The organism is Methylobacterium sp. Leaf104, assembly GCF_001422885.1.
Classification (GTDB): Bacteria; Pseudomonadota; Alphaproteobacteria; order Rhizobiales; family Beijerinckiaceae; genus Methylobacterium.
Map to the genome: position 1 here is coordinate 338,267 of NZ_LMMZ01000023.1, position 16,292 is coordinate 354,558.

20 protein-coding genes and 1 pseudogene are annotated in these 16,292 nt (G+C 70.3%); 6 read left to right on the forward strand and 15 right to left on the reverse strand.

Translation table 11 applies throughout. The features are described 5' to 3' along the window. Positions 1–121: 121 nt before the first annotated feature. The 3 genes from dnaJ (at position 122) to ASF49_RS23140 (ending at position 2,554) form a co-directional block, all read left to right on the forward strand. Entirely contained in the window at positions 122–1,282 is a 1,161-nt protein-coding gene (gene dnaJ, locus ASF49_RS14085; protein WP_056473782.1) for a molecular chaperone DnaJ, read from the forward strand. Positions 1,283–1,461: 179 nt separating this feature from the next. Next, positions 1,462–2,097 (forward strand): class I SAM-dependent methyltransferase, encoded by a 636-nt coding sequence (locus ASF49_RS14090; RefSeq protein WP_056473785.1) that lies wholly within the window; start codon positions 1,462–1,464, stop codon positions 2,095–2,097. A 121-nt stretch (positions 2,098–2,218) separates the two neighbouring features. Continuing rightward, positions 2,219–2,554 carry a hypothetical protein gene (locus ASF49_RS23140; RefSeq protein WP_082511274.1) on the forward strand — a complete coding sequence of 112 codons (336 nt, stop codon included), beginning with the start codon at positions 2,219–2,221 and terminating at the stop codon, positions 2,552–2,554. 49 nt (positions 2,555–2,603) lie between these two features. Here the strand turns inward: ASF49_RS23140 and deoA are convergent, their stop codons facing one another. Genes deoA through ASF49_RS14115 form a run of 4 tightly spaced genes read right to left on the reverse strand, consistent with a single transcriptional unit; the run spans position 2,604 to position 5,890 of the window. After that, positions 2,604–3,917, reverse strand: coding sequence for a thymidine phosphorylase (gene deoA / locus ASF49_RS14100; RefSeq protein WP_056473789.1), 1,314 nt, complete (start codon positions 3,915–3,917; stop codon positions 2,604–2,606). Further along, the gene (deoC, locus tag ASF49_RS14105; RefSeq protein ID WP_056473792.1) at positions 3,914–4,657 is read right to left on the reverse strand and encodes a deoxyribose-phosphate aldolase; all 744 of its coding nucleotides are present in this window, start codon (positions 4,655–4,657) and stop codon (positions 3,914–3,916) included. The genes deoA and deoC overlap by 4 nt, the downstream gene beginning before the upstream one ends. Then, complete coding sequence (locus ASF49_RS14110; protein WP_056473793.1) at positions 4,654–5,487, reverse strand: purine-nucleoside phosphorylase; 834 nt, start codon at positions 5,485–5,487, stop codon at positions 4,654–4,656. The genes deoC and ASF49_RS14110 overlap by 4 nt, the downstream gene beginning before the upstream one ends. Then, positions 5,480–5,890, reverse strand: coding sequence for a cytidine deaminase (locus tag ASF49_RS14115; RefSeq protein WP_056473795.1), 411 nt, complete (start codon positions 5,888–5,890; stop codon positions 5,480–5,482). The genes ASF49_RS14110 and ASF49_RS14115 overlap by 8 nt, the downstream gene beginning before the upstream one ends. Before the next feature lie 147 nt (positions 5,891–6,037). Here ASF49_RS14115 and ASF49_RS14120 point away from each other — a divergent pair, with 147 nt between their 5' ends. Further along, positions 6,038–6,259 (forward strand): DUF2093 domain-containing protein, encoded by a 222-nt coding sequence (locus ASF49_RS14120; protein WP_056473797.1) that lies wholly within the window; start codon positions 6,038–6,040, stop codon positions 6,257–6,259. Positions 6,260–6,535: 276 nt separating this feature from the next. Here the strand turns inward: ASF49_RS14120 and ASF49_RS14125 are convergent, their stop codons facing one another. The 8 genes from ASF49_RS14125 to ASF49_RS14160 form a co-directional block, all read right to left on the reverse strand. Next, the gene (locus ASF49_RS14125) at positions 6,536–6,760 is read right to left on the reverse strand and encodes a hypothetical protein (protein WP_056473799.1); all 225 of its coding nucleotides are present in this window, start codon (positions 6,758–6,760) and stop codon (positions 6,536–6,538) included. A gap of 87 nt (positions 6,761–6,847) precedes the next feature. Continuing rightward, positions 6,848–7,198 carry a 4-fold beta flower protein gene (locus ASF49_RS14130; protein WP_056473801.1) on the reverse strand — a complete coding sequence of 117 codons (351 nt, stop codon included), beginning with the start codon at positions 7,196–7,198 and terminating at the stop codon, positions 6,848–6,850. Positions 7,199–7,205: 7 nt separating this feature from the next. Then, entirely contained in the window at positions 7,206–7,556 is a 351-nt protein-coding gene (locus tag ASF49_RS14135; RefSeq protein WP_056473803.1) for a hypothetical protein, read from the reverse strand. Positions 7,557–7,618: 62 nt separating this feature from the next. Next, positions 7,619–8,434, reverse strand: a complete 816-nt coding sequence (locus tag ASF49_RS14140; protein WP_056473804.1) for a transglutaminase-like domain-containing protein — start codon at positions 8,432–8,434, stop codon at positions 7,619–7,621. A gap of 82 nt (positions 8,435–8,516) precedes the next feature. Continuing rightward, positions 8,517–8,774, reverse strand: coding sequence for a hypothetical protein (locus ASF49_RS14145; protein ID WP_056473806.1), 258 nt, complete (start codon positions 8,772–8,774; stop codon positions 8,517–8,519). A gap of 751 nt (positions 8,775–9,525) precedes the next feature. Beyond that, positions 9,526–10,509, reverse strand: a complete 984-nt coding sequence (lpxK, locus tag ASF49_RS14150) for a tetraacyldisaccharide 4'-kinase (protein ID WP_056473808.1) — start codon at positions 10,507–10,509, stop codon at positions 9,526–9,528. Between the two features lie 10 nt (positions 10,510–10,519). Continuing rightward, on the reverse strand, positions 10,520–11,830 hold the full coding sequence (locus ASF49_RS14155; RefSeq protein WP_056473811.1) for a 3-deoxy-D-manno-octulosonic acid transferase: 1,311 nt from the start codon (positions 11,828–11,830) through the stop codon (positions 10,520–10,522). Beyond that, complete coding sequence (locus ASF49_RS14160) at positions 11,827–12,603, reverse strand: lysophospholipid acyltransferase family protein (RefSeq protein ID WP_056473813.1); 777 nt, start codon at positions 12,601–12,603, stop codon at positions 11,827–11,829. Before ASF49_RS14160 ends, ASF49_RS14155 begins: the two co-directional genes overlap by 4 nt. 224 nt (positions 12,604–12,827) lie before the next feature. Between ASF49_RS14160 and ASF49_RS14165 the strand changes: the two are divergent. Both ASF49_RS14165 and ASF49_RS14170 read left to right on the forward strand, forming a co-directional pair. Continuing rightward, positions 12,828–13,415 (forward strand): annotated as a pseudogene (locus ASF49_RS14165) (VIT1/CCC1 transporter family protein); the annotation flags it as partial. Positions 13,416–13,514: 99 nt separating this feature from the next. Beyond that, the gene (locus ASF49_RS14170; protein ID WP_056474421.1) at positions 13,515–14,414 is read left to right on the forward strand and encodes a metallophosphoesterase family protein; all 900 of its coding nucleotides are present in this window, start codon (positions 13,515–13,517) and stop codon (positions 14,412–14,414) included. Positions 14,415–14,448: 34 nt separating this feature from the next. Here the strand turns inward: ASF49_RS14170 and ASF49_RS24210 are convergent, their stop codons facing one another. From ASF49_RS24210 to ASF49_RS14180, 3 genes are all read right to left on the reverse strand, one after another. Then, a complete protein-coding gene (locus tag ASF49_RS24210; protein ID WP_200930052.1) occupies positions 14,449–14,601 on the reverse strand; it encodes a hypothetical protein in 153 nt (50 codons plus the stop codon). A 316-nt stretch (positions 14,602–14,917) separates the two neighbouring features. Further along, complete coding sequence (locus ASF49_RS14175; protein WP_156653010.1) at positions 14,918–15,580, reverse strand: hypothetical protein; 663 nt, start codon at positions 15,578–15,580, stop codon at positions 14,918–14,920. Between the two features lie 215 nt (positions 15,581–15,795). Further along, complete coding sequence (locus tag ASF49_RS14180) at positions 15,796–16,269, reverse strand: hypothetical protein (RefSeq protein WP_056473820.1); 474 nt, start codon at positions 16,267–16,269, stop codon at positions 15,796–15,798. Positions 16,270–16,292 lie beyond the last annotated feature (23 nt).

Consider the following 16,292-nt stretch of genomic DNA (forward strand, 5'->3'; position numbering starts at 1 on the left):
GGCCCCGTGCCATGTCCGGCTGGCGCCATGGGCGGAGCCGAGCGGGTATCAAGAGCACCGCGTGTGACGAGGACGGCGCGATCTCGTTGGATCGGCGCGCCGGTGGACTTTGAGGACGGGAATGTCGAAGCGGGACTATTACGAGATCCTGGGCGTCTCCAAGACCGCGACCGACGGCGAGATGAAAGTCGCCTTCCGCAAGCTCGCCATGACCTACCACCCCGACCGGAATCCGGGGAATGCGGAGGCGGAGCTCAAATTCAAGGAAATCAACGAGGCCTATCAGTGCCTCTCGGACGGACAGAAGCGCGCCGCCTACGACCGCTTCGGCCACGCCGCCTTTCAGCAGGGTGGCGCCGGCGGCCCCGGATTCGGCAACGAGTTCGGTGACTTCATGTCGGACATCTTCGACAACTTCTTCGGCGACGGTCGGGCCGGCGCCGCTGCCGGGCGCGGTGGGGCACGTGGAGGCCCGACCCGCGAGCGCGGCGCGGACCTGCGCTACAATCTCGAGATCTCCCTGGAAGAGGCCTTCAGCGGTAAGGCCGAGACCGTCAAGATGGCCACCTCGGTCACCTGCGAGGTCTGCTCGGGCTCGGGAGCCAAGGCCGGATCCAAGCCGCGTCCATGCCAAACCTGTGGCGGCTACGGCCGCGTCCGCGCGGCGCAAGGCTTCTTCGCGATCGAGCGGACCTGTCCGAACTGCCACGGTCGTGGTGAAATGATCGATGATCCCTGTGGCGCCTGCAGCGGCGCGGGCCGGGTGACGCGCGATCGCACCTTGTCGATCAACGTTCCGGCCGGTGTCGATGATGGCCTGCGCATTCGCTTGGCTGGGGAGGGTGAGACGGGCCTCCGCGGAGGCCCGGCGGGAGATCTCTACGTCTTCCTCTCGATCAAACCGCACGAGTTCTTTCAGCGCGATGGGGCGGATCTGTTCTGCCGCGTCCCGATCTCAATGGTGACAGCAGCGCTATCGGGCGAGATCACCGTGCCGGTTATCGACGGCTCGCAGACCCAGGTCCGCATCCCCGCTGGGACCCAGACCGCGAAGCAGTTCCGCATCAAGGGGAAAGGCATGCCGGTACTGCGCTCGCGGGATGTGGGCGACCTCTACATCCAGGTCTTCGTCGAGACCCCGCAGAACCTCTCGAAGCGCCAGCGCGAACTGCTCCAGGAGTTCGATCAGTCGGCATCTGACGAGAACCACCCGGAGAGCGCGGGCTTCTTCTCCAAGGTCAAGGATTTCTTCGATGGGCTCGGTGGAGCGGCCAGGACGTAGACTTGCAATATCCTGCGGATCAAAAGTCGTTCGGCCACGGTTATCGCATGTGGCGGTCTGGCACCGCTTGCGCGATCCTTGTGAGCGCTGGGGCGTGTTCGAGAGTTGCAAGCTTGACTGCCGGAGAGCTTCGTCGTCTAGCCTTTCCTTCCCAACCCGTGATCTGAGGACATAGGGTCTTGCCGCCGCTACGCCGCTCCAGCGCAAAAGCCGACCTCGCCTCCGGTGCCAGCCGTACGAAGCGGGACCCGCTGGAGGACGAGGCTCGCTTTCTGCGTTCCTGGTTCGAGCGGCCCCTCGTTACAGGGGCCGTAACGCCGTCGGGCAGGATGCTTGCCCGCACGATGGCTTCCTATGTCGATCCGCGCGTCGGTGGACCCGTGATTGAGCTCGGTCCGGGGACTGGCCCCGTCACCGAGGCCTTGATCCGTCGCGGCATTGAACAGGAGCGTCTGATCCTGGTCGAGTACAATCCCGACTTCTGCAAGCTGCTGCAGAAGCGCTTCCCCCGAGCCACCGTCCTGCGGGGCGACGCCTACAACATTCGCGAGACCTTCGGCGCGATGCTGACGGAGAAGGCGGCGGCAATGGTCTCGAGTCTGCCGCTGTTCACGAAGCCGCTGGAACAGCGCCTCGATCTCCTGAACGCCGCCCACGAGATGATGCATCCGAGCGCGCCCTTCGTGCAATTCACCTACGCCGTAGTTCCGCCGATCCCGGCGCGTTGCGATGCCGGCACCTATACCGCCAGCCGCTCGAACCGGGTCTGGCTCAACCTGCCGCCGGCCCGCGTCTGGGTCTATCGGCGGCCATAAGCGCAACAGGGCTTTCCCGAACGCAGGCTGAAGGGCGCCATCAGGCCCGGTTCAGTGCTGACCTCCTATTCATGATCCGAGGGGTGCCATTCACCTTCGCGATCGCAACAGGAGTTTCACGATGACCACTTCACGCGCAGCCTCCTCTCGGGGACTGAAGGTCCTGTTCGTCGCGATGAGCCTCGCCGGTGGTTTCGCAGCGACCACGGCGCAGTCCGCGCCTCTGACCGCGCCCATCCATGGCGATCCGCAGAGCGTCGTCACATCTGTCCAGTATTGGGATGGCCACCGCGACTGGGGCCATCATCGGCACCATCATCACGATCACGGCTATGGCCACCATCGCCGCCATCACGGCTGGGGTCACCGCCATCACGGATGGGATCATCACCGTGGTTGGGACCGGCACCACCATCACCACCATCATCACCGTGGACACGGCCGCTACGACTACTGAGCGCCGCGGTCGTGGCGCTCTGAGCTCGGCGTGCGAGCTCAGCATCAGCCTATCCTGTAATCCGCTCCAGGATTGCGGGTCCTGACCCGGACGGCGCCGGCGCAATGCGATACGCCGACCGCAGGATGGCTTCGGCACGCTCGGCCGTCTGGATATCCCGGGCATGGATCGTCGCGAGCGGCAGACCGCGGGCGATTCTGGCTCCCACGCGCGGCAGATCGGTGAGGCCGACGCGCGGATCGATGTCGTCCTGCGGCCGGGTCCGCCCCCCGCCGAGCGCGATCACCGCGATCCCCAACTCCCGCGTCGCGACGGAGGCGACGAAGCCGTCCGCTTCCGCCAGAACGGTCCGCACCACCGGCGACGGCGGCAGGTAAGCCCCCGTTCGTTCGACGAAATCGACCGGGCCTCCGAGCCCAGCGACCATCCGGGCGAAGATCTCGATCGCGCGTCCCGAATTCAGAGCCTCCTCCAGCCGCATGGAGGCTTCCGCGAGGTCGGGGCTGAGACCGCCGACCACCAGCATCTCGGCGGCAAGCGCCAGCGTGACCGCGTGGAAGGCCGGCTCGCGGGCGCGGCCGGTCAGATAGTCGAGAGTGTAGGTGACCTCCAAGGCGTTTCCGGCGGCTGAGGCGAGGGGCGAATCCATGTCGGTGATCAGCGCCACCGTGCGCAGGCCCGCCCCGCCCGCGACATCGACGATGCTGCGCGCAAGGTCCTGGGCCTGCGCACGCTCGGCCATGAACGCTCCAGAGCCCGCCTTCACATCCATCACGAGTCCATCGAGGCCGGCGGCGAGCTTCTTCGACAGGATGGAGGCGGTGATCAGGTCGAGGGACTCGACCGTTCCGGTCACGTCGCGGATGGCGTAGAGGCGCCGATCCGCCGGCGCGAGATCCGCCGTCTGCCCGATGATGGCGCAGCCGACCTCCGCAGTGACCCGCCGGAAGCGGTCGAGACCCGGCATCGCGTCGTAGCCGGGGATACTCGCAAGCTTGTCGAGCGTGCCGCCGGTATGCCCGAGACCGCGTCCCGAGATCATCGGCACGTAGCCACCGCAGGCCGCGACCATGGGCGCGAGCGCGAGACTGACGGCATCGCCGACCCCGCCAGACGAGTGCTTGTCGAGGACGGGCCCGGGCAGGTCCCACCTCAGGACGGTGCCGGACTCGGTCATCGCCCGGGTCAGCGCCACGCGTTCCGACCGCGACAAACCGCGGAAATAGACCGCCATGGCGAAGGCGGCGGCCTGTCCCTCGGTGACCCGTCCCTCCGTCAGGCCAAGGACAAAGCCCGCGATCTCGTCGGGCGGGATCTCCCCGCCGTCACGCTTGGCGCGGATGAGTTCCTGAGGCAGCCTCATGGAGCGGCTTCGGCGGAGGCCGCGACCAGGGCCCCGTGCAGGCCGCTGGCGCCGAGGCGGAAGGTCCGGGGCGAGATCCAGTCCGGTCCCATGATCCGGTCCGCGAGGGCGAGGTAGGTTCCGGCATCGGCGACGCTGCGCAGGCCACCCGAGACCTTGAGGCCGACGGGATGCCCCGCGGCGTGGTCCCGGATGGCGAGGAGCATCGCCTCGGCTGCCGCCGGGGTGGCGGAGACCGGGCTCTTGCCCGTGGAGGTCTTGATGAAATCCGCCCCCGCGTCGATGGCGAGGCGGCTCGCGGCGGTGATCGCCTCCGGGGCCGCCAGCGTGCCGGTCTCCAGGATGACCTTGAGCAGCCGACCGGCATCGCAGACGTCTCGGACCGCGGCGAGCATGGCCTCCGACGGGCCGGTCTTGCCGGCCAGGAAGCTGCGATAGGGCAGGACGAGGTCGATCTCATGGGCGCCGTCGGCGAGCGCCTCGGTCGTGTCCTCGACGGCCCGTTCGATGTCGTCGCCGCCGGCCGGGAAGTTGATGACGGTGGCGACGCGCACCGGCGAGCCGGTGAGCAGCCGGGCGGCGCGGCTCACGTAGTGCGGCCAGACGCAGACGGCGGCGACCACGCTGGCCCGTGCGTCGCGGCAGAGCGTGTCGATGGCGCTCTCGGAGCAGGATTCGCCGAGGTCGGTGAGGTCGAGAAGGGGCAGGGCGCGCCGGGCGATGGAGGCGTCGTCGGTCATCGAGGAGCACTCGTGGACAGGCGGGCGACGAAGGCGGCGACGAGGCGGGCGAGATCGTCGCCGGCCCGGGCCGCGGCGGCCTTGGTCTCTTCGTGGTGGGGATCGCCGTCGCCGATGCCGGCGCCGAGGTTGGTCACCACCGAGAGGGCGGCGACGGGCAGGCCGTAGAAGCGGGCGAGGATGACTTCGGGGACCGTCGACATGCCGACGAGATCGGCCCCGAGATGGCCGACCATGCGGACCTCCGCCGGGGTCTCGAAGCTCGGGCCGGAGAACCAGGCATAGACCCCCTGGTGCAGGGCGATGCCGGATTCCCGTGCGGCTTCAAGGAGATGGGCACGAAGGCCGGCGTCGTAGGCCCCGACCATGGGCACGAAGCGGGCGTCGCCGGCCTCGCCGATCAGGGGGTTGAGGCCGGAGAGGTTGATGTGGTCGGTGAGCGCCACGAGGCTTCCGGGACCGACCGCCGGCCGCAGGGAGCCGGAGGCGTTGGTCAGGAGAAGCGCTTCTGCGCCAAGGACTTGGGCGACGCCGAGGGGCACCCGCATGACGGCGGCGTCGCCCGTCTCGTAGGCGTGGGCGCGCCCCTCGAGGACGAGGACCCGGCGCCCCGCCAGCCGCCCGGCATGGAGGCGGCCGCCATGGCCGCTGACGCGCGGGGCCGGAAACCCCGGAATCTGCGCGTAGGATACCGAGAGGGTCGCGTCGAGGTCGCGCACGAATCCGCCGAGACCCGTCCCGGTGACGATGGCACAGGCGAACGGTCCGCCGAACCCGCGCGCGCGCAGCAGGCCGGCGGCGGCCTGGACGCCCGGCTCCGGCTCACGCATGGGACACCAGGTTGTCCGGGCCGAAGGAATCGGGCAGCAGCGCCCCGACGGTGAAAGCGGTGCGGATGGCCGCCTCGTCGGCGACGTGGACCCGGACCTCGGGCCCGGCGAATTCCCGGATGCGCTGGCGGCAAGCGCCACAGGGGGTCACGAGGCCGGGACCCGGGCCGAGGACCAGCATCGCGGCGATCCGGCGCCCGCCCGCCGCCACCATGGCGGCGATGGCGCCGGCCTCGGCGCAGGTCCCCACCGGATAGGCCGCGTTCTCGACGTTGCAGCCGGCATGGACGGCGCCCGATTCGTCGCGCAGCGCCGCGCCGACGGGAAAGCGCGAATAGGGCGCATAGGCCCGCGCCTGCGCCGCGCGGGCGGCCTCGAACAGGCGGGACAGGTCCGGATTCATCGGGGCGGAACGTTGCGCGGCATCGCCCGACTTAGGCACCAAGTGGGGGGCCTGTCGAGGGCCGGGTTCCGTCGCGGAGATCCGCATCGACAGGGCGCGACCCGGCTCCTATGACGGAGCGGACGGGAGCCCGGAAGGCAGACGATCATGTTGGGACGTTTCGAGCGCGGCGCCTCCGGCGAGGCGGTGGTGGAGTACGGCGACGGCACCATGCGGGTGATCAAGCCCGGCAGCTTCGTGCGCTGCGCCGTGACGGGCGAGGCGATCGCCCTCGACGCCCTGCGCTACTGGAGCGCGACCCTGCAGGAGGCCTATGCCAGCCCCGAGGCAGTGATGAAGCGCCTCGCCGAGACCGGACGGCCGGGCTAGGGTCTTTCGCGGATGACAGGGCCACGAGCGGCGCGGTTCGTGATCCTTCCGTTCAGGCAGCGGCCGCTGCGGATGGGGTCGTCCGGGCAGACCGACCTCAACGACCCGGTGGGATGCAAACGAGAGCCTTCGCCGCTGGGCTGACAAGTCCGGGATGGGACCTTCGACAGGCATTCGCCCTGTTGCACGCTTGGGCGTGCCCCGGTGACGAGGCCTGAGACAGGCGAACCGGCCCGGAGCGACGACTGCCGAGCGTCCCGATCGGTCGAGCCTGGCCTATGACGGCTGCTCCTCGCCGACATGCTCCTCCTCATCGGTGAGGTCGGGCTTTTCATCGGCATCGTCTCCGATCAGTTCATCGAGTTCGTCGATAAGGTCGTTCACCTGATCTTCGGTGGCGACGATCCGGAAGATCTCCCCGTCCGAGGCTTCGAACGTCAATCGATAACCGCCTTCCGCCTCGTCGGTCAGGACACGAGCAAGCTTCTTCGTCGGGGTCATGCAGATTCCTCTTCTCTCGACATTGCGTCACCGTAGGATCGTGCCGAGCAACCCGGAGCGGCGACGCGCGGATGGGTTCGGTGGGGATCAGATCAGGTCGGAAAAGACGCGATCGGACCATGCCGTCGATGCGGCGGGACGAGGCGGTGCAGGCTGCAGTCCGGCGCGGGCAGGCTTCACGCCCCTCGGACCAGGGATCGTTTTCGCTTGCCGCTTGGACTTCTGAGGGCCGCCGACCGCGTCGTGTTCGAACAGGAGGCAGGCTCCGTCCTCGTCCGAGATCCAGCCGCGATCCGCCCAGCCAATGAAGCGGCCATCGTAAGCGTAGACCTTATCGTCCTGGATGAAGGCTGCAGCTTTGCCGCTCCAGAGATAAAGCGAGTGTCCGTCGTGGCAGAAGACCGCCTCGCTGCCGGCTCTGTCGAAGAATTCGATCATGAGTGGCTCAAGCCCCGATCTCGCTGTTGTGCAACGTGCGAAGGTCGACGTAGCTCATGGTCTCACTGCTCCAGGTCGGTCCATCACAATCATGCAGCCTCTTGGCGAGGGGCTTGTGCTTGTCGCCCTGGTAGAAGCCCATGACGACGGTCTGGCCATCGGTGTCGTCTCGCTCGATCCGGTAGGCCGGCTGGACGCCCGACCCGAGTCGACTGAGGCGAACGCGCAGCGTCGGATTGCGGGCCTGATCGGGGACCATGTTGAGGTAGACGCCTTTGAGATAATCGAGCCGGTCTGCTCTCCGTCCAGCAAGATCTGCGATCGAGACGTTTTGGGCGAGCATGTTGGGCTGAGTCATGGTGGATCTGCTTTCCGATGGATTCGAGGGGAGGTGGTCTGGCGGCATGGATCGACGGCGCCTCACGAGGCGTTCGGGGCTTCCTCGGTGGTGACCTGGAACTTCGTCAGCACGTTCGCGCCGAAGGTCAGCGTGAGGGGCACGTCGGCGGCGTCCCGGCCGTAGGAGATCAGGATGCGGCCGACCCGAGAGGCGTTGTTGCGCGGGTCGAACGTGTGCCAGCGGCCATCGAGATAGACCTCCATCCACGCCGCGAAATCGCCCGGTGCGTGCGGCAGCGGGAGTCCGATATCGCTGACGTAGCCGTTGCAGTAGCGGGTCGGGATGTTCAGGCAGCGGCAGAACGCGATGGCGAGGTGTGCGTAGTCGCGGCACACACCCTGCTGTTCCTCGAACACGTCGAACGCGGTTCGTGTCGGGCGGGCATGTTCGTAGCCGAACGTGATCCGGTCATGGACGTAGTCACAGATCGCCTGAACCCGGCTCCAGCCGGAGGGAAGGTGTCCGAACAGATCCCAGGCGATCTGCGAAAGCCGGTCGGTCTCGCAGTAGCGGCTGCCCAGCAGGAACAGGAGGCTGTCGGTCGGGAGCTTCGCGATCGGCGTCTCGGTGGCCTCGGGCACGGGCCGGTCGCCGCGGCCCGCGTCGCGCACGATCGTCTCGGTCTTCAACGTGAAGGCGCCCGCCGGGGCCGTCATCCGCTGACACCAGTTCCCATAACTGTCGCGGTAGCCCTCCAGCGGCACGGAGGGGATGGCTACGAGATGATCGGGACGCTCCAGATCCGAGATCCGCGACGCATGGACATTGAGCATCGCGATGACCGGCGTGGGCTGTGAAAAGCTGTAGGTCATTTCGCAGCCGACAAGGATGCGCATGGGCTCTCTCCAAGGAAGGAACGCCCGGGCCGTGAGCCCGAGCTCGATCGTCGACGCGCAACGGAGGACGTGGCTTGTTGTGTCAGTGGAGAACTGGCAGCGGTTCCAGGACCGCGCGCATGCCGCCACCTTCCTCGACGGCACCGGGGAAAGCCGCGAGCGCGTCTCCATCGGAGGCGAAGGTGATGCTCCGGACGGTCGAGCGACCTGACTGCTCGATGACATCGAGCGTCCACGGATCCTGGGTATCCGCGAGGCGATAGACGGTCACGGTGACGCCGCCCTGGGTCGCCCGACCCGTCAGGTCCGAGAATTCCATATCGGGCTTCTCGCTGGTCATGGGGTGTCTCTCTCGATTGACGAGTTCACCGCAGGAACCTGGAGGTGTCCCTATCTCATGAGCCGGATGGCTAGTCCTAACAGAATTCTCGAAGGAAAGGTTCGAAAATCTGACATTCGACGTGCGATGGACGCTCCAGGATTTCCGAACTGCGAAATCTTCGGATGCACAACTCTGGATTTTCGGCGGGTCACGAACGAAGAAATTGTCTTTCTCGGCTTTCAACCGGGGGCGCCGGTTCGGAAAGGTGAGCTCTCGGCTGTCGGGACCGGTCGCCTCGTCGTTCGACCAGGGCGCCGCTACAGCGCGAGGAGAGCCATGACGCGGAGAAGGTCGCGCTTCGGCTTGCGGCGAACCCGCCACAGCGATCTTGCGTGCGGACGGGCCTCGGGTGACGCCCCTCGCCGCGAGCGTGGAGCTTGCACCCGTCGGGCGCGACTCAACGACCGAATCCCTGCTCGTCCCGGCTCCGGCGAGGGGTCGATCCGATGCGAGCGCCACCCCTTCCCGGGGGGCGACACACACCGTCCGGCTCTGACGTGCGCACCGTCCGAGGCGAGGCCGTCGTCGAGCGCGCAGATCGTTCCGGATCCCGAGGCAGACGCGCTTCGATCTTGACCGATCGGGCCGCCTGATATCGCGACGGATGCCGGAAATCAGTGTTTCGTCATCCGCGGGACGCCCGCCCATCGCGCCTGTCCGATCCGCCTCCCTCCGATGTCTTCGCCCCGAGCGGACCGGGCGCATTCCTCTATCCCGGCGTCGATCCGATCAGGCTCCGCAACCGCACACGCAGCGGGCCTTCGTCGGCGAAGGCGAGGGTGACCGGCAGGACCGCGACACGGGCGGCGAAGGGGGGGGCGAGGCGGACGTGGTCCTTCTCGGTGGTGACGAGGTCGGCGCCCAGGCGCGCCGCCTCGGCCGCGAGGGTGGCCTCGTCCGCGGCGTCGTAGGCGTGGTGGTCCGGATAGGCGCGGCGGCCGGCGATCGTCGCGCCGGCCTCCTCGAGGCTCGCGAAGAATTTCCCCGGGCGGCCGATGCCCGCGAAGGCGAGGACGCGGCGGCCCGTGAGATCGGCGCCGGGGATCAGGCGGGCGCGGTGGACGGGCAGGCCGCGCGCTCGCGCCGCCTCGGCCACGGCCTCGCCGCGCGCTCCGGTCCCGATCAGCACCAGCCCGTGGACGTGGCGCCATTGCCGCGCGAGGGGCACCCGCAGGGGGCCGGCCGGGAAGGGCCGCCCGTTGCCGAGCCCGGCGCCGGCATCGACCACGGCCAGCGACAGCGTCTTGGCGAGGCTCGGGTTCTGCAGGCCGTCATCCATGACGATGACGTCGGCGCCTTCGCGGACGCAGAGGGCGGCGCCGGCCGGACGGTCGCGGGCGAGGATGGTCGGGGCGGCCCGGGCCAGCAGCCGGGGTTCGTCGCCGGTCTCGGCGGCGGTTTGGCGGGCCGGATCGACCCGGACCGGCCCGGCGAGGCGCCCGCCATAGCCGCGGGTCAGGAAGGCCGGGTTGGCGCCCAGCGCCCGCAGCAAAGCGGCCAGCGCCAGGGCGGTCGGGGTCTTGCCGGCCCCGCCCAGGGTGAAGTTGCCGACGCAGAGGACGGGGCAGGGGGCTTCGGCCCCGGGACGGTCCATGCGCGCGGCGGTGTGCCGGCCGTAGAGGGCCCCGAGCGGCGCGAGCAGGCGGGCGGCGGGGTGTCCGGGCGCCGCGTCCCAGAAGGCGGGAGGGCGCATCAGCCGGCGCTCACGAGGCCGCCATGGCCTTGAGGGTCATCTGGGCGATGAAGGGATCGAGCACCGCCAGGGTGCGGACGACGGCGCCCTCGAAGGGCCGGAGCGCCGCGGCCCCCGCCCGGTTCATCGCCTCGATGCGGGGGCGGTCGCCGAGGAGGCCGTCGAGGGTCGCGGACAGGGCGTCGGCATCGGCCACCGCCAGGGCGCCGCCGGCCCCGTCGAGGGCGCCGTAGACCTGGGTGAAGTTGTGGACGTGCGGGCCGTGCAGCACCGCGGCCCGCAGGCGCGTCGGCTCGATCGGATTCTGGCCGCCATGGGGCACCAGGGAGCCGCCGAGATAGACGATGCGGCTGAGACGGTAGAACAGGCCGAGCTCGCCCAGGGTGTCGGCGACGTAGAGGTCGATGCCGCCATGGGGGCGACCGCCCTGCGAGCGCCGGGCGCTCGTCAGGCCCTCGGCCCCGGCGCAGGCGGCGACGTCGCCGCCGCGATGGGGGTGGCGCGGCACCACGATGGTGAGGAGCCGGGGCCAGCGCGCCCGCAGGCTGGCATGGGCCCGGGCGGCCACGGCGTCCTCGCCCGGATGGGTGCTGGCCGCCACCCAGACGGGCCGGTCGCCGATGAGGTCGCGCAGATGGGCGAGCTGCTGGCCGTCCGCCGGCGGCACCTCGGAATCGTATTTGAGATTCCCCGAGATGCTGACGCGGGGCGCGCCGAGACGGCGGAAGCGATCGGCATCCGCGTCGGTCTGGGTCAGGCAGATCGCGATGCGGGCGAGGAGGGCCTCGGCGGTGCGCGGCGTCCGCGCCCAGCCCTTCGCCGAGCGCTCCGACATCCGCCCGTTGACGAGAAGGAGCGGGATGCCGCGCCGGTGCAGGCCCAGGATCGTATTCGGCCAGATCTCGGATTCGGCGACGAGGGCGAGGTCGGGCCGCCAATGGTCGAGGAAGCGGTCGACCCAGCGCGGCGCGTCGAGGGGCACGTACTGATGCACGGCCCCGGCGGGCAGGCGCTGCCCGATCAGGTCGGCCGCGCTGCGGGTGCCGGTGGTCACCAGCACCGAGAAGCCGCGGGCGATCATGCCGTCGACGAGGCCGACCAGGGACAGGACCTCGCCGACGCTCGCCCCGTGCATCCAGACGAGGCGCCCGACGGGCCGGGCCCGGCCGGGCAGCCCGCGCCGCTCGGCCAGGCGCCCGGGATCCTCCTTGCCCCGGCGCGCGCGCCAGGCGAGGAGGCCCGCCACCGCCGGTTCGCCGAGATAGAGCCCGGAGCGGTAGGCCCGCAGGATCGCCGTCACGGGCGGGGCCTTCGCCGTCATGCCGGCGCCCCGGTGCCGGGGCCGGCCCCGACCCGGTCGGGATGGGCGACGCGGTCGTGGGGACCGACCCGGTCGGGCCGGCCGACCAGGGTGTAGGCCCGGTCGTGGACGCGGTTCATCTCGGCCTCCAGCCGCAGGCGCAGGGCCTCGAGGGCGTCCGGCTCGATCTCCCGCGGCACGGAGATCGGCTCGCCGAACACCATCGCCCCCCGGCCGAAGGGCAGGCCGAGGCAGGCCCGGTCCCAGCTGTCGAAGCGCCAGTGCCGGCTCGTCACCACCGCCACGGGGATGATCGGCCGGCCGGAGAAGCGCGCCAGGGTGAGGATGCCGGCATCGGCCCGGCGCGAGACCTTCGGCACGTCGGCGCTGAAGGCCACCGACTCGCCGTCCTTCAGGGCGCGCAGCATGGCGCGCAGGCCCTCGGCCCCGCCCTTCGCCTTGGCGTCCCGCAGGGCGCGGCCGCGGGCGCCGGAGGCCCGGATCACCCGCACGCCCATCCGGGTGAGCGCGATGGTGTTGATGTTGCCGTCGGGCGAGCGCGAGATGATCGTGGCGATCCGGTCGTGCGGCCGGCGCATGAACGAGATCATCGTGTGCTGGCCGTGCCACATGCCGGCGATGAAGGGGCTGAGCCCGTCGAGCCAGGCATCCGGCGCGGCCGGCTCCACCGTGAAGCGGTTGGTGCGCCGCACGAGCCGGAGATAGCCGCCGGCGAGGATGCCGAGGGCCTGCTGGACCGCGGGCGCGCGGCCGATGCGTTTGACGAGGCTCATCACGTCGCTTTCGCGTCGCCGGCGCACCGGCGATGCCTTCGGGGAGGGGATGTCCACGGGGCCGGCCCGCGCGGCGCACGCCGGCGCACCGGGCGGGAAGCGGGCTGTCTAGCTCCGATCCCGAGGCCGGCGCAACGGCGTCCGCGGGGCTCGATCCGCCGTTTCGGAGACAGAAACCGGGCTTTGGCGCTTGTTTAGACCCATTCCAAGTTATAGATTAGAATCAATCCAAACAGGACTCGGGCCGCGAAAGGGCGCTCACGATGCTGATCTCTCCCGTCCAGGGCGCGCCGGATCCGGTCGACGCCATCGAGGCCGGCGCGGCCGAGGCGCACCGCGCCTTCGTCCTGCGCTACGTGCAGCCGGGCCTCGCCGGGCTCATCGACGGCTCGGTCTCGACCCTGGCGCCGATCTTCGCGGCGGCCTTCGCCACCCACAGCAACGGCGCCACCTTCCTGGTGGGGCTCGCCGCCTCCATCGGGGCGGGGATCAGCATGGGCTTCACCGAGGCGCTCTCGGACGACGGGCAGATCACCGGGCGCGGCACGCCCTGGATGCGCGGCCTGGTCTGCGGGGTGATGACCACGGTGGGCGGCCTCGGCCACACGCTGCCCTACGCGATCCCGTCGCGCTGGCCGAACGCCTTCGGCATCGCGACGGCCCTGGCGATCCTGGTGGTCATCGTCGAGCTGCTGGTGATCGCGGCGATCCGCACCCGCTACATGGCGACGCCCTTCTGGCGCGCGGCGCTGCAGGTCGTCCTCGGCGGCGCCCTGGTGCTGCTGGCCGGAATCGCCATCGGCAGCGCCTGAAGCGGCGGCACGGATTCGCGCCCCGAGGCTTGACCCCCGGGGCCGGATGGGGCGATGCGGAGCCCGAAATCCCGATCATCGACCATCCACCGGGGGATGATGTTCCGCCTCGCCCACCTGACCGATCCCCATGTGGGACCGCTGACGCGACCGCGCCTGCGCCAGCTCCTCAGCAAGCGCGCCACGGGCTACGTGAACTGGCAGCGCGGCCGCAAGGACGCCCACGACATGGAGGTGCTGGCCGCCCTGGTCGCCGACCTCCAGGCCCAGGGGCACGACCACATCGCCTGCACGGGCGACCTCTGCAACATCGGCCTGCCGAGCGAGTGGTCGACCGCGAAGGTGTTCCTCGAAGCCCTCGGCGCGCCGGATGCCGTCAGCTTCGTGCCGGGCAACCACGACGCCTACGTGCGCGGCTCCCTCGAAGGCCTGCTGCTGGCCTGCGGCGCCTGGACGGCGGGGGACGACGGCATCCACGGGCACTTCCCGTACCTTCGCCGGCGCGGCCCGGTGGCGCTGATCGGCCTGTCCTCGGCGATCCCGACCAAGCCCCTGATGGCGAGCGGACGCCTCGGCCCGCAGCAGATCGCCGCGACCGAGGCCCTGCTCCGGACCCTCGGGGCCGAACCCGAACCGCCCTTCCGCGTGGTGATGATCCACCATCCCGCGCATCCCGGCGGCACGAGCGCCGGGCGCGAATTGAAGGATGCGGGGGCCTTTACCGCCATGGTCGCCCATGCGGGCGCGGAGCTGATCCTGCACGGCCACAACCACGTGCGCAGCGTCGCGTTCGTGGCGGGACCGGGGGGCACGTCGATTCCGGTGGTGGGGGCCGCCTCGGCCTCGGCCCGGGGCGATGCCCGGCATCACCGGGCGGGCTACCACCTCTACACGATCACGCGCGGGGCGACGGGCTACGCCGTCGCCGGTATCGAGCGGGGCCTGACCGAGACCGGCATGATCGCGGATCTCGGTGCGCTCGCGCTGGCCCGGACCTGAGGCGACGCCGCCAGGGCATCGCCTCGGGCAAATGTCAGGCGTCCTCCAGGACCTTCGCCTGGGCGTCGATGCTGGCCTGATAGCGCTCCGCCTGCAGGCGGGTCAGGCCGCTGACCAGGACGGCTTCGCCGCGATAGACCGTATAGGTGCCGTCATGCGTCGGCTTCACGCGAATCACGTTGGACATGGCTGTCACCCCGTCAAAAAAGGTTAGACGCGTTATTATTTTGGCGGAGTTGAAATCTTAACTTCCGGTTCAGACTACGCAAGTCCTCGCCATCCGGGGCGGGCAGAATTCGATCCCGCGTCGCAGCGGAAAGACTGGCATTCCACGCGTATCCAGAAAATCCGTCAGCCTTCTCAACGAATGGCCACGCTTGCACCGCAGCATCGTTTCTTTTGGAGAGCACGTGGCCCGATGGACCGGTTCGGGCAGGTGGGACGCCGGCGCGGCCATCCGCGCGGCGCATCCGGCCCGGCACTGATTCTCGCGCGACGGCCGCTCAGCCGCCGCGGGAGGGCCGGACCGGGCCGCGGCCGAGATTGGCCTGCAGGAAGTCGCTGATCCGGCGCAGGTAGGATTCGAGGCCCCGAACCTCCGCCTCGGCGGCGCGGGCCTGCTGGCGGGCCTCGATCGCGGCCGCGTCGGCCTCGCGCTGGGCCATCTCGGCCTCGCGGACCCGCAGCTGGGCCTCGCGCAGCCGGATCTCCAGCTCCATGGCCTGGCGCCGCCAGGTCGCCGCCTCGGCGCGGACGCGGTCGAGCTCGCCCTGCTGTTCGACGCGCTCGCGGTGGGTGAGGCGGATCAGGTCGCGCGCCTGGTCCGAGATCGTCTCGACCCGCGCGTGCAGGGCCTGGATCGTCTCCATGCTGTGCTCGACGAGGCGCAGGGTCGTCGCCCCAAGCTCCGAGGCCGGGGTGGCCGCCGCAGGAGGTACCAGGGCCAGGGCCTGGCCGAGGGGACGCTGGGGCGCCGCCCGCTCCTCTGCCTCGACCTCCAGTTCGACCGCATCCGTCTCGACCTCCTGCGCCTCGGCCACGCGCGCCCCGGCCCTGTGCGTCTCGGCGCTCCCCGCCCCCTGGCGCAGGGGCAGCCGGGCGCGCGCGATGGCGACCACGGGCGACGGGAGAGGGGAGGCGGCAGAGGACAGGACGGCAGAGGGCATGGAAGCGGACTTGGAAGCGGACTTGGAAGCGGACTTGGAAGCGGACTTGGAAACAGACTTGGAGGTGGATTCGGAGGTAGATTCGGAGGCGAGCATGAAGGCGGGGACCCGGACGGGGGAAACGGTCGTGACCAACGGTCTCGGGCGGATGCGGGTCCGCGGATCGCGGCTCCGGAGCCCCGCGCGTCGGGAGCGGGCGGCCTGGACCGGACGGCCTAGACCGACGCGGCCTGGGCCGGAACGGTCTGCGCCGGGGCGGGCGCGGCCGGGGCGGACTCGTCCTGCGACGGGCGGCGGGTGAAGCCGTCCACCACCGCGTCGTGCAGGCGGGCCAGCCATTCCTCGGCCTCCTCGGCCCGGCGTTCCGCGAGGTCGGCCCGGGTTTGGGCGGCGGCGACCTGGGCCTCCAGGGCGGTCGCCCGCTCCAGGGCGCGGGCGACCGTGCGCTCCAGCTCCTGCTCCAGCTCGGTGGCGCGCTCCTCGCTGATGCGGATCGCCGCCGTGGCCTCGTGGATGAGGTCGAGGGAGGCGGACCAGTCGCGCTTCCGCCCGATGCCGGCCTCGTTCGGGGAGGCCGGCTGCGGCCCCGGCTCCGGCGCGGCCGGGCCGCGGTGCGGGCTCGGCAGGCTGCGCATCAGCCAGGCCCCGGCGGAGGAGGTCTCTCGGTCGCGAAGGGCGGTCTCGGACATCTGGGCTTTCCTGCGCGGGGTCT

Coding starts and splice junctions, on each gene's coding strand:
- dnaJ (WP_056473782.1), top strand. CDS start 122: ATGTCGAAGCGGGACTATTACGAGATCCTGGGCGTCTCCAAGACCGCG.
- ASF49_RS23140 (WP_082511274.1), top strand. CDS start 2,219: ATGACCACTTCACGCGCAGCCTCCTCTCGGGGACTGAAGGTCCTGTTC.
- deoA (WP_056473789.1), bottom strand. CDS start 3,917: ATGAGGCTGCCTCAGGAACTCATCCGCGCCAAGCGTGACGGCGGGGAG.
- deoC (WP_056473792.1), bottom strand. CDS start 4,657: ATGACCGACGACGCCTCCATCGCCCGGCGCGCCCTGCCCCTTCTCGAC.
- ASF49_RS14110 (WP_056473793.1), bottom strand. CDS start 5,487: ATGCGTGAGCCGGAGCCGGGCGTCCAGGCCGCCGCCGGCCTGCTGCGC.
- ASF49_RS14115 (WP_056473795.1), bottom strand. CDS start 5,890: ATGAATCCGGACCTGTCCCGCCTGTTCGAGGCCGCCCGCGCGGCGCAG.
- ASF49_RS14120 (WP_056473797.1), top strand. CDS start 6,038: ATGTTGGGACGTTTCGAGCGCGGCGCCTCCGGCGAGGCGGTGGTGGAG.
- ASF49_RS14125 (WP_056473799.1), bottom strand. CDS start 6,760: ATGACCCCGACGAAGAAGCTTGCTCGTGTCCTGACCGACGAGGCGGAA.
- ASF49_RS14130 (WP_056473801.1), bottom strand. CDS start 7,198: ATGATCGAATTCTTCGACAGAGCCGGCAGCGAGGCGGTCTTCTGCCAC.
- ASF49_RS14135 (WP_056473803.1), bottom strand. CDS start 7,556: ATGACTCAGCCCAACATGCTCGCCCAAAACGTCTCGATCGCAGATCTT.
- ASF49_RS14140 (WP_056473804.1), bottom strand. CDS start 8,434: ATGCGCATCCTTGTCGGCTGCGAAATGACCTACAGCTTTTCACAGCCC.
- ASF49_RS14145 (WP_056473806.1), bottom strand. CDS start 8,774: ATGACCAGCGAGAAGCCCGATATGGAATTCTCGGACCTGACGGGTCGG.
- lpxK (WP_056473808.1), bottom strand. CDS start 10,509: ATGCGCCCTCCCGCCTTCTGGGACGCGGCGCCCGGACACCCCGCCGCC.
- ASF49_RS14155 (WP_056473811.1), bottom strand. CDS start 11,830: ATGACGGCGAAGGCCCCGCCCGTGACGGCGATCCTGCGGGCCTACCGC.
- ASF49_RS14160 (WP_056473813.1), bottom strand. CDS start 12,603: ATGAGCCTCGTCAAACGCATCGGCCGCGCGCCCGCGGTCCAGCAGGCC.
- ASF49_RS14170 (WP_056474421.1), top strand. CDS start 13,515: ATGTTCCGCCTCGCCCACCTGACCGATCCCCATGTGGGACCGCTGACG.
- ASF49_RS24210 (WP_200930052.1), bottom strand. CDS start 14,601: ATGTCCAACGTGATTCGCGTGAAGCCGACGCATGACGGCACCTATACG.
- ASF49_RS14175 (WP_156653010.1), bottom strand. CDS start 15,580: ATGCCCTCTGCCGTCCTGTCCTCTGCCGCCTCCCCTCTCCCGTCGCCC.
- ASF49_RS14180 (WP_056473820.1), bottom strand. CDS start 16,269: ATGTCCGAGACCGCCCTTCGCGACCGAGAGACCTCCTCCGCCGGGGCC.